This is a genomic window from Propionibacterium sp. oral taxon 192 str. F0372 (genome assembly GCF_000413315.1).
Lineage (GTDB): Bacteria > Actinomycetota > Actinomycetes > Propionibacteriales > Propionibacteriaceae > Brooklawnia.
Map to the genome: position 1 here is coordinate 1,076,764 of NZ_KE340297.1, position 14,054 is coordinate 1,090,817.

Annotated in this window: 16 protein-coding genes; 6 read left to right on the forward strand and 10 right to left on the reverse strand. The window is 61.5% G+C overall.

Going from position 1 to position 14,054, the window contains the following annotated elements; translation table 11 throughout:
- Positions 1–29: 29 nt before the first annotated feature.
- The 4 genes from HMPREF1531_RS05055 to HMPREF1531_RS05070 form a co-directional block, all read right to left on the reverse strand.
- Positions 30–1,436 (reverse strand): sensor histidine kinase, encoded by a 1,407-nt coding sequence (locus tag HMPREF1531_RS05055; RefSeq protein WP_016668841.1) that lies wholly within the window; start codon positions 1,434–1,436, stop codon positions 30–32.
- Positions 1,433–2,122 carry a response regulator transcription factor gene (locus HMPREF1531_RS05060; RefSeq protein ID WP_016668842.1) on the reverse strand — a complete coding sequence of 230 codons (690 nt, stop codon included), beginning with the start codon at positions 2,120–2,122 and terminating at the stop codon, positions 1,433–1,435. The genes HMPREF1531_RS05055 and HMPREF1531_RS05060 overlap by 4 nt, the downstream gene beginning before the upstream one ends.
- Positions 2,123–2,133: 11 nt before the next feature.
- Positions 2,134–2,964 (reverse strand): hypothetical protein, encoded by an 831-nt coding sequence (locus HMPREF1531_RS12855; RefSeq protein ID WP_016668843.1) that lies wholly within the window; start codon positions 2,962–2,964, stop codon positions 2,134–2,136.
- Positions 2,965–3,064: 100 nt separating this feature from the next.
- The gene (locus tag HMPREF1531_RS05070; protein ID WP_016668844.1) at positions 3,065–3,517 is read right to left on the reverse strand and encodes a low molecular weight protein-tyrosine-phosphatase; all 453 of its coding nucleotides are present in this window, start codon (positions 3,515–3,517) and stop codon (positions 3,065–3,067) included.
- A gap of 189 nt (positions 3,518–3,706) precedes the next feature.
- Between HMPREF1531_RS05070 and HMPREF1531_RS05075 the strand changes: the two genes are divergently transcribed.
- From HMPREF1531_RS05075 to HMPREF1531_RS05090, 4 genes are read left to right on the forward strand one after another with little or no spacing between them, the layout of a single operon-like run.
- The gene (locus tag HMPREF1531_RS05075) at positions 3,707–4,786 is read left to right on the forward strand and encodes a hypothetical protein (protein WP_016668845.1); all 1,080 of its coding nucleotides are present in this window, start codon (positions 3,707–3,709) and stop codon (positions 4,784–4,786) included.
- On the forward strand, positions 4,783–5,727 hold the full coding sequence (locus HMPREF1531_RS05080; RefSeq protein WP_016668846.1) for a hypothetical protein: 945 nt from the start codon (positions 4,783–4,785) through the stop codon (positions 5,725–5,727). Before HMPREF1531_RS05075 ends, HMPREF1531_RS05080 begins: the two co-directional genes overlap by 4 nt.
- 56 nt (positions 5,728–5,783) lie before the next feature.
- Positions 5,784–6,746 carry a hypothetical protein gene (locus HMPREF1531_RS05085; protein ID WP_016668847.1) on the forward strand — a complete coding sequence of 321 codons (963 nt, stop codon included), beginning with the start codon at positions 5,784–5,786 and terminating at the stop codon, positions 6,744–6,746.
- Positions 6,747–6,779: 33 nt separating this feature from the next.
- A complete protein-coding gene (locus tag HMPREF1531_RS05090) occupies positions 6,780–7,595 on the forward strand; it encodes a hypothetical protein (RefSeq protein WP_016668848.1) in 816 nt (271 codons plus the stop codon).
- A gap of 93 nt (positions 7,596–7,688) precedes the next feature.
- Here the strand turns inward: HMPREF1531_RS05090 and HMPREF1531_RS05095 are convergent, their stop codons facing one another.
- On the reverse strand, positions 7,689–8,282 hold the full coding sequence (locus HMPREF1531_RS05095; RefSeq protein WP_016668849.1) for a TetR/AcrR family transcriptional regulator: 594 nt from the start codon (positions 8,280–8,282) through the stop codon (positions 7,689–7,691).
- Positions 8,283–8,353: 71 nt separating this feature from the next.
- Between HMPREF1531_RS05095 and HMPREF1531_RS05100 the strand changes: the two genes are divergently transcribed.
- A complete protein-coding gene (locus HMPREF1531_RS05100) occupies positions 8,354–9,871 on the forward strand; it encodes an MFS transporter (RefSeq protein WP_016668850.1) in 1,518 nt (505 codons plus the stop codon).
- Between the two features lie 95 nt (positions 9,872–9,966).
- Here HMPREF1531_RS05100 and HMPREF1531_RS05105 read toward each other — a convergent pair whose 3' ends face one another.
- Both HMPREF1531_RS05105 and HMPREF1531_RS05110 read right to left on the reverse strand, forming a co-directional pair.
- Entirely contained in the window at positions 9,967–10,986 is a 1,020-nt protein-coding gene (locus HMPREF1531_RS05105) for a zinc-dependent alcohol dehydrogenase family protein (RefSeq protein ID WP_016668851.1), read from the reverse strand.
- A 323-nt stretch (positions 10,987–11,309) separates the two neighbouring features.
- Complete coding sequence (locus HMPREF1531_RS05110; protein ID WP_016668852.1) at positions 11,310–11,501, reverse strand: hypothetical protein; 192 nt, start codon at positions 11,499–11,501, stop codon at positions 11,310–11,312.
- A 59-nt stretch (positions 11,502–11,560) separates the two neighbouring features.
- On the opposite strand from HMPREF1531_RS05110, the gene argF reads away from it, so the two are divergent.
- Positions 11,561–12,562: an ornithine carbamoyltransferase gene (gene argF, locus HMPREF1531_RS05115; protein WP_016668853.1), complete on the forward strand. Its 1,002-nt coding sequence runs from the start codon at positions 11,561–11,563 to the stop codon at positions 12,560–12,562.
- Between the two features lie 44 nt (positions 12,563–12,606).
- On the opposite strand, the gene HMPREF1531_RS05120 is transcribed toward argF, so the two are convergent.
- The 3 genes from HMPREF1531_RS05120 to HMPREF1531_RS05130 form a co-directional block, all read right to left on the reverse strand.
- Positions 12,607–12,942: a hypothetical protein gene (locus HMPREF1531_RS05120; RefSeq protein WP_016668854.1), complete on the reverse strand. Its 336-nt coding sequence runs from the start codon at positions 12,940–12,942 to the stop codon at positions 12,607–12,609.
- A gap of 133 nt (positions 12,943–13,075) precedes the next feature.
- On the reverse strand, positions 13,076–13,531 hold the full coding sequence (locus tag HMPREF1531_RS05125; RefSeq protein WP_016668855.1) for a hypothetical protein: 456 nt from the start codon (positions 13,529–13,531) through the stop codon (positions 13,076–13,078).
- A complete protein-coding gene (locus tag HMPREF1531_RS05130; RefSeq protein ID WP_016668856.1) occupies positions 13,528–14,019 on the reverse strand; it encodes a polymorphic toxin type 24 domain-containing protein in 492 nt (163 codons plus the stop codon). The genes HMPREF1531_RS05125 and HMPREF1531_RS05130 overlap by 4 nt, the downstream gene beginning before the upstream one ends.
- Between the last annotated feature and the right edge of the window lie 35 nt (positions 14,020–14,054).

The window sequence follows — 14,054 nt, forward strand, 5'->3', positions numbered from 1 at the left end:
GTACGGCTGGGCAGTGCGCTGGGGCAGCCTTAGTCGGTGAGGTCTTCGGGATCGGCCGCCGGGAGGGTGACCCAGAACTCTGCACCGGCACCGGGATGATTCCGAGCACCCAGATCGCCGCCATGGGAGCGGATGGTGTGGTCGCCAATGGACAGGCCAAGACCTGTTCCGGGGGTGTTCCGCGCCTTGTCGGAACGATAGAAGCGGTCGAAGATCCGCTCCAGGTCTTCTTCGGCGATGCCTGGTCCCTCGTCCCAGATGGTCAGTGTTCCGTCGATCAGGCGTACATGCACGGTGCCCGCATCCGGGGAGAATTTGACTGCATTGTCGAGCAAATTCGTGACGGCGCGTTCCAAGGTGTCGGGTTCGCCGATGATGAAGTGCGGGCGCAGTTTGACGTCGAAACCCAGGTGCGGGCCGCGTCGCTTGGCGCGTTCGATTGTCGAGCGCACTACGTCGGCGAAGTCTAGGGGCTCGGGGGCCGGGGTCACCACATCGTCGCGGCTCAACTGCACTAGGTCGCCCACCAAGGAGGTGAACTCGCCCAGTTGGGCTGCGACGTCGTTGAGGATCTCGGATCGGGCTCCCTCGGGCAGCATTCCGGATTTCTCGTCGGCCACCAGCAGTTCCACATTGGTGCGCATGGAGGTCAGCGGGGTGCGCAGCTCGTGACCTGCATCGGCAATGAGGCGCTTTTGGCGTTCCCGGGAGGAATCGAGGGAGTGCATCATCGTGTCGAAGGAGCGTGATAGCTCGCCCAGCTCATCGTCGGTATAGACGCCGATCGGTTGCAACTCATTGGTCTCGGTGACCCTGGTCAAAGCGGTGGACAGGTCGCGCAACGGGCGGGTAAGACGCTGGCCGGACCAAGACCCCATAGCACCCGAGAGCAAAATGAAGATCGCCCCGATAACGACGATCACATTGCCCATTACCCACAAGGTGGTGGTTGTTGGGCCCAGCGAGCGACCGATCACCATGGCGTATTTGCCCGAATCGATGGTCGCAGGAACCGCCACCACCCGATAGTGGGAGCCATCCCTGCTGGTCAGAGTGCGGGTTGAGGAGCCTTGCTGGGTACGGGCGATGGCTATTTCCTCCACCCCCGGGTCGATGGTCTCTCGCATGCCCGGCACCCGCAACACGTCGCCTTTGGTGGATACCAGCATCAAGGAGACATTGGCGGCCTGCAGGGAGGATGCATTCAGCCCGCCCAGCCCGTCAACCTCAATGCCGACCAAGGGGGAAGCGTAGGAAGCCACCTCGATCAGTTCCTGGTCGAGTTCGGAATACATTGTGGCTCGCGCCGCGTAATACGTGGCCAAGCCGATGAACAACACAGCCATCGCCACCCCCAGGGAGGTAAGCCGTGCCAGGCGGCCCTGGAGGGCGGTGCCCGCCATGGTGCGGTGGAACCAGGAGGCCAGAGGATTCACGGTGCCGTTTCGCGGAGCACGTAGCCGACGTTGCGGACGGTGTGGATGAGTCGGGGTTCACCTTTGTTCTCGGTCTTGCGACGCAGGTAGCCGATGTAGACATCGAGGGAGTTCTGGGTGGTCGCGAAGTCGAACCCCCACACCTCGTTGAGTAGCCAGGAGCGTTCTAGCACCCGCCGTGGGTGTTCCATGAAGGCCTGCAGCAGGGCGAACTCGGTGCGGGTCAGATTGATCCGGCGTGATCCCCGGGCGACCTCGCGGGTGGAAGTGTCCATCCGCAGGTCTTCGAAGATGAGTACCTCGTTCGATTCTTCCTGCTCGGGGCGGGAGCGCCGGGTGAGGGCCCGGATCCGGGCGGTGAGCTCCTCCAGGGAGAAGGGCTTAACCATGTAGTCGTCGGCACCGGCATCCAGGCCGTCGACCCGGTCGTCTACCGCGTCGCGGGCGGTGAGGATCAGGATCGGCACGTCGTTGCCGTTCTCGCGCAGCACGCGGGTGGTTTGTAGCCCGTCGAGCTTGGGCATCATGACGTCCATGATCACCGCGTCGGGGCGCATTGAGGAGAGCTTTGCCAGGGCCATCACCCCATCCTCGGCGGTGGAGACCTCGTATCCACTGCCGTACTGCAGCGAGCGGGCCAGGGAATCGCGGACTGCTTGGTCGTCGTCGACAACGAGGATGTGCATGTCGCCTCCGGTCAGTCGATCTCGCCCGTAGGGGCGCTGGTCGGTTCGTGGTGGATGATGAAGTGGTCCTCGCCATGGCCGACCCAGGTGGTGCGGCCTGCGCCGAGCACCTTGGTGCGTCCGGTCACCGCATCCACTCGCAAAACGGTACCGGGATCGATGATCACCGTGGTGCGTAGCTTCGAGCGGGTCATGGCATCGATGGTGTGGTTAAGCACTGGTTCGACGCTCACCCCGACCCCTACCAAGCGCAGGGCCTCAACAGGTTCACCTTCCGGGCCAGGAATGCTGGCTCCGATGACGGCGGCGGAGGAACCGAGGGCCAGCAGCGGCGTACCCCGGCGCACCAGTGTGGAGAGTATCTGCCGGTGCGGAGCAAGGGCGGCGAGCAGGGTCGTGGCGCAGGCCGGGGTCAGCACCACGCCGCCCAGCAGATCCGGGGAATCCGGCAGCGCGAGTTCGCCGGTGGTGACTGGCGCGGTGATGACCTCAAGCTGTGGATTGCGGGCACCGATCGCCTCGGCGGCCTGCCGTGCCGAGGCCTCGTCGGTGTAGATCACCAGGATGCGGTCGTTGGCGGGCGGGGGCACGTCTTGTTCTGCGACCGTTTCGGTGCTTTGCCGGTCGCCCTGCTCGATATTCGATGCAGGGGTGGTCCCGCCAGCGGCTCCGGTGGTCTGTCCGGTGGGTTGTGGGCCCCGGGCCAACCTGCGACGGCGGCGCACGCCGCGTTTACGTCCGGTGCCGGAGGCTGACTGGATGAATTCATCCCAGGCCGCGTCAATTCCCCCAGCAGCGGGATCGCTCGCCGGGAATCCATCACCTGCCAGGAACAAGCTCATGGCCCCAGCCTAATACGTGACTTCGTCACATAACTGCTTTCTACGCTGTGACGAGCGCAGACAATGTTGGCGAAGAATATCGCAGGGTCGAATGCGTTCCTCAGCCTAGGGCGGCGAGGATTCCGGGCATTGCGGCCTCAATGGCGCTCAGGGTCTCCTCGAAACCGCTGCGGTCCCCGTACCAGGGATCGGCGATGCCGGATCCGGGAACCGCCGCAGGATCGAAGTCGGTGACCAGCTTGATGTCGTCGGCACCTGGGGCGAGATGCCGCATCCGCTGCACGTGGTGTGGCTCGAAACCGAGCACCAGGTCGGCGTCGGCGATCATTGCTGCGGTCACCTGCTGGGCGCGGTGTGATCCGGTGGGGTAGCCGTGTTCGCGCAGCACCCGGGCAGCTCGCGGGTCGATCGGATTGCCGTGCTCCTCGTCAGAGACCCCGGCGGAATCGACGTCGATCGCCAAAGCGTCGCGGTCGATCCATGCCCTGGCCACCTGCTCACCCATCGTCGAGCGGCAGATGTTCCCGTGGCAGACGAACAGCAGTTTTGTCATGGGCTCAAGACTATGCGTCGCGCTGCAGCATCCACGGACGGGCGCCTTGCCTCAGAACAGCGATACGAAAACCGGTTGACGCGGTGTATCCACCATGGGGTATCGTGCTGTTCACGATGATCTGCCGACTGGGTATTTGGTACCCAGGTCACCTGAATTGCACCCCTTGATGGTTTTGGAGGCAGTTGTATGGGCCACCCATTGAATGATGAGGGATTGTTTCGTGCGGCGACCGCTGAGGTTTCTGGTTACCGCGCCGACACCGATGACGTGGTCGCCGCTTTGGAGTTGATCGAAGAAGACATCAATCCCGCCGACGGTGGCCGGAAGGCCAAGAAGGATCCCGCCTCAGGCGGGATGATGCCGCCGATGATGGGAGGATCACAAGGGGCGGCGGATGCGGGGCGCCAGGCAGCCCGCGTTTCGCACACCACTCTTGGTGGCGCACCCATGACGCCCCCGGTGGCCCCAGGAGTCGCAGGTGGTGGGGTATCCGCTCCCGGTGGCCTTGGCTCGGGCTCGGCGAGCCTGGGGTCTGCCGGTGCTGGCGGTGCCAGTGGAACGATCGCTGCCGGTGGTGGCCCCGATCAGGGATTCGGCATCAACCCCGCCACGGGTCGGCCATGGTCCCCGGGAGACCCAGGGTTCATTGAGCGTTTCGGTGTGCGTGATCCGTCTACCGGTGTCTACCACAACCCGTATACGGGAATGTCTTACGATCCGACCACCGGCCTATGGACACGCACCGGAACAGGTGCCGTCGCGGGGTCCGGTGGATCTGGTGCGGTGTCGTCGCCGCCAGCCGGTGGGTCCCCGGTAGATGGGGGCGGGGCCTCAGGCCCAGCGGCTGGTGGGGCGAATGGCTCGGCAGATTCGACTGCCGCGGGTGTGCCCGCGGCGCCATCCCCGGCAGTTCCCACGGCTGGTTCTGGTGGGGCGGGTGGTGCGCCGCCACCTGGCGGGGCGGGTTCTGGTTTCCAGGTAGAGCCCGCGGAATTGGATACCGCCTCGACGAAGTGGGATGACATGTCGTCGGGCATGTCGCAGATTGCGCAGCGCATCGGCGATGTGGCGGCAGCGGTGCAGTTCGGGATGGTGGTGCGTCCCATCGCGGCGTATACCTCGGCGTCCGGGGCTGCGCAGACCCAGACCGGGCAGGTGTCATCGGTCTACCAGGATTCCTCGACCAAGATGCGCCAGACCTCCGCCGACTACGGCGACACCGAGACCCAAAATGCTTTCACAGCTCGTTTACCGGAGGAACCATGAAGATCATCATTCCCGAGAACAGGCAGACCCCGAAATCGGCATCGATCATGACCGATGCATGCGGTGAGGTGCGCTTCTCGAACGATTCAGATATCCGTGATCTCTACAAGGTGATGGCCGACAATGTGGAGACCGCAATCGCCAATGACCGGGCCGAGGTGGAGATCGCGCGCGGGTATCTGCGGACATGGTATTGCACCGACGGCCATGATGCCTCGGCATCGGTGGAGTCCTTCGCCCAGCTGGAGGCCAGGGCGAGGGCTGTGATCGGCGAGCTGGATGGGCTTTTGGTGCCCTTCGTCGAGACTGCCGGGATGATCGTGGGCAATATGGGCGCGGTGGAGCAGTGGAAGGCCATCATCGCCGATCTAGGTGATCTAGAGCAGCGGGCCCGGGAACTGTCGGTGATCCCGCAGTGGAGCGGTGCGGCCGCGCAGCAGTATGCGGACAACACGATGCGTAATGCCGAGCGCACCCATGTTTTGGTGGATTTGGTGCGCAACACCAAGGGGTCGGTGGAGGCGGTGTCGGTGATCCAGACGGTGATCGCGCAGATCACCGCCGATTGCCTGCATTTCCAGAACCTGCACGTCGAAAAAAGCGGGAATGTCGAGTTCAATGAAGACAGCACCCGGTACGAGCTTAGCCAGTTGTCGCGGGGACAGCTGCTGGATCACCAGTTCTACAAGCGCACGCGGTTCATGATCGAGATCGTGGAGCGGGCGAAATGCCAGCTGGAGTCGGTGGCCGCCGAATCCCAGGAGTGGCAGGCCGCCTCGCAAGACATCGGCACTCAGCTGGCCGCGGCGACCAAGGCCGCGTTGTGCTGGCAGGGCGCGAGCACCGATTACGACACCGATGTGGATGCCGATGCTGAGGATCTGTGCACCACCGGCGGTGATGATGGCCTGCCCGATGGCAGGTTCAAGCCGGGCTGGTGAGCCCGAGTTGCTGGTCGGGCTTGTTGTGTGACGTTATATGAGTGGGAGGAGTTGTTGTGGTGGTTCGTGTGGTGTCGGTGGTGTTGGTGTTGGTGTTGGTGGTGTCGGGGTGTCATCGTCGGTATGGGCCGGGGGTGGAGTTGGAGGATCAGTTAGAGGAGATTATTCGTCAGTCGGGGATTTCTCGTGATGCTCAGGTGCTTCAGATGAGCATTTTTGTAGATCATCTTGTTGTGATGACGTCTTATCAGGGTAAATTGCAGAAATTGAGCTTGGAACTTGGTGATTTGAAGCTTTATGAGGTGACCGATCAGGGGGGTGTTCGTGTGCGGGGGGCGGCGTCGTTGTCGCAGTTTGATGTGTCGGGGTTGATTGCTCGGTATCGTGAGGTTCTTGATGGGGGTCGGTGTGAGAACCCTGCGGTGTATGACATGATTACTCCTGCGGGTTATCATGCGCTCACGACTACTTGTAAAAATAAGGATGATATTAGCGAGCGTCCTTTTGAGGATAGTGGGACGGTGGATGGTGTGGGGGTTCCGGATTTTCCGGATCCTTTTGATCCGGAGCAGGTTGCTGCGTTGGCTCGGGTGTTGCCGAAGGTGTTGCCGCAGGGTGGGGCGTTGACGAGTTGGACGGTGTGGTTGAGTACAATATCGATTGGTCAGCAGGCGGATGGGATGTGGGCTACTGATATTTGGGGTGAGCCGTGTAAAACGACGGTTGTGACGATTTCTTCGGGGCCTCCGGTGGATGTGGGGTGTGATTCTAATCCGAATATGACTCCGGAGACTGAGTTGCCGCCGTCGTTTTTGTTGTCGGATTATGATCCGGGGTTTGCGTTGGAGGTTGCTGGGCAGATTAAGGCACAGACGGGTTTGGATGTGACTCGTGATGTGTTTCCTGATGGTTCGTATCTTCATTTTGCGAGTAATGATGGTGTGAATCTGTATTGGGAGTTGTCGACTGCCAGGCTTGGGCTTGCTCAGCATCCTGGTGGTGTCATTGCCCCCAAATGAGTCATTTTTGCTGAGGAGTTGAGGTGTAATACGATGAACAACCCGTCCACTCCCAAACAACGTCTCGAATGGCCACACCACATAACCGACGACATCCTCGCACCACCCCGGTACGACAGCCCGCAAGAAGAACCTATGTACGATGACGAAGAAGCGCATGCCCCCACTGCGGCGGGCATCGGTGGTAGGCCTGCTCAGCAGGATTCGGTGACAGCCGACGACGAGAAGAGCTTCACTTCGGCATGGTCTCCCGAACTGGGGTTCCCCGATCCCGAGAGGGTGATCCGGGTCTGGGCTGATCCCGACCTGACGGTGCGCAAGGTGCGTCTTTCGCTCAACTGGCGCAAGAAAACCGAGAAATACAGCCTTGATCAGGCTTTCGCGGCGGCGTTTATGTTGATCAATGCCACGTATCTTACCGATCGGTACCCTCTGCCGGAACCAGATCCGCTGCCCGTCGAGCCTTTCCAGGGGCCGGTCGGATGGCACGTGTTCGCCCAGATGACCAAAGAACGTGATCGCATTCAGGCCGCCATCGACGAGCTCGGCGACGTGCCGCCCACTCGGTGGGTTGGGGCCCAATCCACGGGTTCTGCCTGCCAGAACGGCGTCGTGATTGTCTTGGGTATTTTCGGTCAACCCGTCGCGGCGAATTTCGACCCGGACTGGCTGGACACCGACCTGAGCTCTCGCGAGATCGACAGGGCCGTCATGACCGCCTATAGGCAGGCTCGCAAAGCCCACCAGCCGCCGACCGTCGTTTTTGGGGAGCGCGAACTTCTTGCCCGCGAACACGACCGGCTCTCCCGGAACCTGCTGGCCAGCTTCCGCAATGGCGTCAGGCCCTGACAAGGAAGGCCCCCTCGACCAGGGTCACCGTCGCTGCGTAGATACGGCGTGATCGTAGCGAATCATCGCACCCACCACACCAGTCGCCTCACGTCAACCACCACATGAATGGTCAAGGAAGACCTCTATCATGTGCAGGGCCTGTTTTTTGAAGTCAGGGCCAGGGTTGATGAGTAGGTGGATGGCGAGTCCGTCCACCAGCCCGTGTAGTGCCGTTGTCGCTGCCTCTATGTCGAACCCCGGGGTAGTGAGCCCCGCACAATGCAGCCGGGCAACCAGAAGTCGGCATACCTCCCGAACGGTCTTGTAGCTCTCATCCAGAACCTCCCGGATGCGGTCGTTCCCCGGTGCTTCGGCGATGAGTGCAACGGTGACCTCCATCTCCGCCCGGCGCTCAGCATCAAGAGGAAGAAGCTCCTCGACGACGGCCAGAGCGAGCTTTCGCGGGTCGGGCTCATCAAGATGACGTTGGATGCGGAGCCCCGCTCGCTGCCCCACCAGCTCTGTGGCGTGCACGAGCAGCTCGGTCTTGCTGGGGAAGACGTGCCTGATCGAACCGGTGGAGATCCCGGCTTCTGTGGCGACGGTACGGATGGAAACGCCACTGATGCCCTCGGTGTGGATCACTCGCCACGTCGCCTCTGCGATTTCTTCCCGGCGTTTGTCGTGATCGATGAGCTTGGGCACCAACTCATGCTAGCACAAATGTGTTAGCATGAGTTTTGTTAACTCGATCGTATTACCAAAGTGAGGATCTAATGCCACCCAACAGCAGTGCCGCGTTGCGTCATGAGCGCCGAATACTGGACAGTGCGACTCTCACCAGCGGAGTGGGACAGGTCATCGACTTCGCCCTTCCCTTGTTCGCCGGGGCGGTACTCGGTTTGAGCCCGGGACAGACAGGGATTCTCATCGCAGCGGACCAGGTGGCAGCTTTGCTCATCCGACCGCTTGCTGGGATGGTTGTCGACCGAGTGGATCGTTCGACCGTCGCCGGTGCCGGGGCAGGTGCATTCGCGGTGGGTTGCGGGCTCTATGCCCTGTCCACCGGATTGCCGCTGGCGTTGATCGCCGCAGTCGTCACCGGTGCAGCCGAGGCGTTCTTGTGGGTGGCAATCCGGGCGAGCATCGGCGAACGACTCTCGGAGGATTCGAGTGTGTTCGCGAAGCTGGTCGCAGCCGAGGAGACCGGTGGCTGGCTGATCGTAGTCCCAGCGATCATCCTTCTTTCCATCACCGGATACCGCTGGGTATTTGCGGGCGCAGCCGCGTGCTGCCTTCTCGCCGTCTGGGGTCTGCTCAGTGAACGAGGTCATCGCACCCGTGCGAACGATGCGGGGCTAGACTGCGCGGAGTTGCCGAGCACGCCGTTGCAAGGATTGCGAGGAATCGGTACCAAGCTCCGGCCGATGCTCGTGGCCGTGATGACGACAATGACCGCGGAGGCATCTGTCAGCCTGCTGCTGATGCTGCACCTGCAGCGCGGGTTCCATCTCGATGTCGTCCAGATTGCGTACGTGTTCCTACCGGGTGCGATCGCGCTGAGCATTCTCCCGCCCTACCTGCATCGGTTGGTCCTGCGGTTTGGCCGTCGCAGAATGCTCATGCTGGGCTCGGTGTCGAGCGCGCTTTTCGCAGCGGGCCTCGCGCTCGCGCCAACTCCCTGGTGGATCGCCGCACTATGGGTGCTCTCCGCGGTTGCTTGGTCCATTGTCATCCCCGTGCAGCAGTCCGTGATCGCTGAGGCGACGGGAAGTATGCACCTTGGCCGAGGACTGAGCCTGTACGAGGGGGCCTGCCTTGCCGGAGCGGTCATCGGTTCGCTTGCCGCGGGATTGCTCTACGAGTCGGGAAGTTGGCTCCTCGCCTGCAGCGTCTGTGCGGTGATCATCGCATTGGGCGCGGTGCTGGTTCCGGCAGCAGTCAGGCGTCTTGAGGTTGCCGACTACCCTGCGCCGACACCGGAATGTGACGAGGATCTGGCACCTGCACCCGCCCCGGAACAAGGCGATCTTGGGACAGAGGAGTCAGCGTCTGCCTCTGACACCCGCTCGAACAGGCGGACGAGCCTCACATCTCGCCGTGAGATTCTCATCGATTTCGCTTGGCACAGTGGATTATTCGCTGCAGCGGCAGTCATCACATGGGTTATACACCAGTTCTTCACTGGTGGCATCGTCACCACGGCCTCCGTCGTGCTCCGTGTCTGGGCTACTGTCTACATCATCGATCTCATCTGGACGGCGTGCGATCTTCTCAAAAACCGCGACGCGTAGACGTGATTTTCCACCGCAGCGTACGAGTAGTGGACGAAACAATGGGCGTCTCGGCCACGCGAGATTCAGGCGACCGAGACGCCCATTTCGTCATCTCAGACCTCCAGGAAAACCTTGATGGCTTCCCGCTTGTCCATCGCCTCGTAGCCGCGGGCGGCTTCTTCGAGGGGCAGGGTCAGGGTGAAGACCTTGCCCGGGTCGATCACCTCGTCGTCGATGAGCTTGATGAGATCGGGCAGGAAACGACGCACCGGGGCCGGGCCGCCGTGCAGATGGATCTGGCTGAAGAATAGCTGGAGTCCGTCGAGGGTCTGGTCATGGGAGACACCGACGAAACCGACGTGGCCCCCAGGACGGCAGCAGCTGATGGCCTGCTGCATTGAGGCGTGAGTGCCCACCGCCTCGACGACCGAGTGCGCGCCTAGCCCGCCGGTGAGTTCCTTCACCTTTGCCACGCCCTCATCGCCCCGCTCGGCGACGATATCGGTGGCACCGAACTCGCGGGCCAACTGTTGACGATCGGCGTGGCGGCTCATAGCGATGATCCGTTCGGCTCCCAATTGTTTTGCGGCGAGCACGGCCATCAGGCCGACGGCTCCATCACCGACAACCACCACCGTTTTCCCGGGCCCGGTTTCGGCAGCCACGGCACCGAACCATCCGGTGCCCAGCACGTCGGAAGCAGCCAGGTAGGAGCGCAGCTTCTGCGGGGTAAGCGGAGTAGCCGAGGAAGCCTTCACCAAGGTTCCGTCGGCTAGCGGCACCCGGGCCATTTCGGCCTGGGTGCCGCTGATGAATCCGCCATTGATGCAGCGCGAGGGATAGCCGGAGCGGCAGATCTCGCATTTCCCGCAGGACAGGCAAAAAGAACCGATCACCAGGTCGCCGGGAGCGACGGTGGTGACCTCAGAACCGACCTCGGTTACCACGCCGACATACTCGTGGCCCATAGGGGCATTGTTGGTGGGCTCCTGGCCGCGATAGGGCCACAGGTCGGAGCCGCAGATACATGCGGCCGACAGTTTGATGATTGCATCGGTGGGCTCGACGATGCCCGGGGTGGGAACGTCGTCGACCCGGACATCTTTGGGGGCGTGCATGATGACTCCACGCATGGTGGACCTCCTGTATCGGAATGCTCGTGCGTTTCTCGATTTTAGGAGCCGATGGCCGGCAAGCGAAGTTCCGATTCGTAGCCGGGATGTGCAGGAGAGTGCGGGATAGCGGTCCCGCACCAGGTGCAAGGGTTGGGTCGATTGTCTGGCTCGACCGGTGAGGCCCCGGGTGAGTGGCGACGCGTGGTTTCGGGGACTGAACGCGACGCCACCCGGGGGTTGATCAGGTAGAGGTGGGCTGCTTCGTTGGGCCCTGTGCGAGCGCCGCTTCCCCGACCGGATCGAGTTTCAAAACATACTCGTATGGAACGTTTCGCGCATCTTCATGGAAACTCAGGGTTCTGGGTAATCAATGCTACGGCCACCACGACCCCGATGAGCAGCGCGCTCAGATGGCTGCCGATCGCGGCCATGGCGATGGTTCCAGCCGAGGCGATCAACGAACTGATCAGGGTCGGGTGATGGTGATGGGTTCCGCAGGGGGCTCGTAAGCCGATGGCAACTGGGTTGCCCATCGAGTGACCGTTGAGTGGGCAGCCGGAGATGGATCGACAGTGCCCCGTAGACTTCGTTCATGGCTGACCTGTACGGACGCAATTTCCTCAAGGAACTCGACTTCACCTGCGGCGAGTGGACCCAGATGCTGGACCTTGCCGCCGAGCTCAAGGCCGCCAAGAAACAGGGCAGGGAACAGCGACGTCTCGTGGGCCGCAACATCGCCCTCATTTTCGAGAAGACCTCCACCCGCACCCGGTGTGCCTTCGAGGTGGCCGTCCATGACCAGGGTGGGCACACAACTTTCCTGGATCCGATTGCATCCCAGATCGGGCACAAGGAATCCATGCCCGACACCGCCCGGGTGCTGGGTCGGATGTTCGATGGCATTGAGTACCGGGGTTTCGAGCAGTCACGCGTCGAGGAACTCGCCGAATACGCCGGGGTGCCGGTGTGGAACGGGCTCACCAACGAGTGGCACCCCACCCAGATGCTCTCCGATCAACTCACCATCAGGGAATTTGTTGATCATCCCCTCCATGAAACCGCCGTCGCCTATATCGGCGATGCCCGCTACAACATGGGCAATTCTTGGCTGGTCGCCTCGGCATTGATGGGCATGGACGTGCGCATCATCGCCCCCGAGGCTTTCCAGCCCTGCGCCGAGGTGCGGGAATCCGCCGAGAAATTGGCCGCCGATACCGGGGCACGAATCACCATCACCGACGAGATCGATGCAGTCGAGGGGGTCGACGTCGTCGCGACCGATGTGTGGGTGTCGATGGGGGAGCCCAAGGAAGTGTGGGCGGAGCGGATAGCGGCTTTGCGCGGCTATCAGGTGAACGCGGACCTCATGGCCCGCACCGGCAAGGCCCACTCACTGGCGATGCACTGTCTGCCTGCCTTCCACGACCTAGGCACCGAGGTCGGTCGCCAGGTCTACGAGCTCACTGGGATGGACGCCTTGGAGATCACCCACGAGGTCTTCGAACAGAATGCCGAGGTCATCTTCACTGAGGCCGAGAACCGGATGCACACCATCAAGGCCATCGTCGTCGCCACGGTAGGTGAGCGTTCCTGATCGGTTCGGCACCCGTCAGCGATCGTTTTCGTCATTCGCCATGATCACCGATTATTGGTGCGGTCATCAATGCGACGAGAGTGCGCGACGAATTCGTCGGTGATCTCACGCATTCTAGACAAAGTGCGGTCGCGGTCGGCGAACATGGCACCTAGTCGTTCCATGGCTTCGGCAGTTGCCTGCTGATAGTCCGCGATCATCGTGTCCATGTCGTGTCGTGGGCGCAAGATATCGTCAATGAGGGCTTGCATCACTTCTGCGATGACGTCGCAGAGTTTGTCATCAGGCAGATTGTAGGTGACCCGGTCGATCTCCACGTCGATGACCCTGCCGTCGGTGACCTCAATGGCGACGGTGCGGTCGGAGGATTCTGCGATCATGTGTTGTCTCCTAGGGGTGGTCGGGTGTCCTGCTTGTTTTTCTCACATCGCCAGAGACCCACTGGGTGATTCACTATTTAAAAATGCTGATCTGCGCATTTCTTTAGAGGTGATGGTCATCTGCCATCCGTGTTCATGAGGGATTTTGGGGCGATGGAGATGATGGGCGTGATGGTTTTGATTGTGTCGTTGGCGTATCGTATGGCAGGTAACCGTATACTTGCATGAGGGATTTTGCTGCGCGTTGGACGGCGGGGCGCCCGTTCTTCATTCTGTTGTCCAGGATTTCGCGGAGTGGGGCGCCGTCGATGCCGAGCTGGGTAATGCCGTTGCGCATGAATCCGGACCTCATGGTGCCGTCGTTGGTATTATCCCAGATCTCCATCAGGGAGTCTAGTGAATCCACGTCCCGAGCAGCTAAGATGGTAGCAGCTCTTTCGACGACCATCATATCGATGTCGTCGAGCATTGCCAGTAGCTCGTCCCGGGCTTCATCACCTGGGGTGTCACGAAGGATGGGGATCCGTGCTTCTCGTTCGTAGGAGAGAGCGACTCGCGCATCCCATTCAGGGTCGGTGTTCTTTGTCATGGAATCTCCTCTGGATAGGCTTCCCGAACTGTCGAACTATCTTTCTTGATATACACCTCGTTCGTTCTTGAATTCGTGTTCTTTTGGTAGTAAACCACGTGCGGGGTAGGTATCTCTCGTCCTGAGAGCTTGTCGTAGTGGGCTGCTCCTTGAAGGTCCACACGTTTGGTAATGTAGCCGTCGTCGCCGTAGGTAGCGTATTGCAGGATTTCTCCGGTGGCTGGGTTGGTACGCACATACACGGTCCCCGGCGCGGTTATGTCTGGGAAGTCATCCTTATTGTTGGGGTTTTCCTGCGCGCCGGGTAGTCGTTCGCTGATCGGTTTCATGTCCTCGGGCAGGGTGACCCGGTCGGGGGAGCTGTGGATGGGTCGCTTGTCGAGCACCTGGATCGCGGCTCGGCACAACTTGTCCACTGTTGCAGCCAGCTCGACGCCAAGGCCGTCGAGCAGTGAGACGACGGTGTTGTACGAGTCGATGCAAGCCATCTGTAATTTCTCCGTGGCCTCGGCCAGCGCTACCG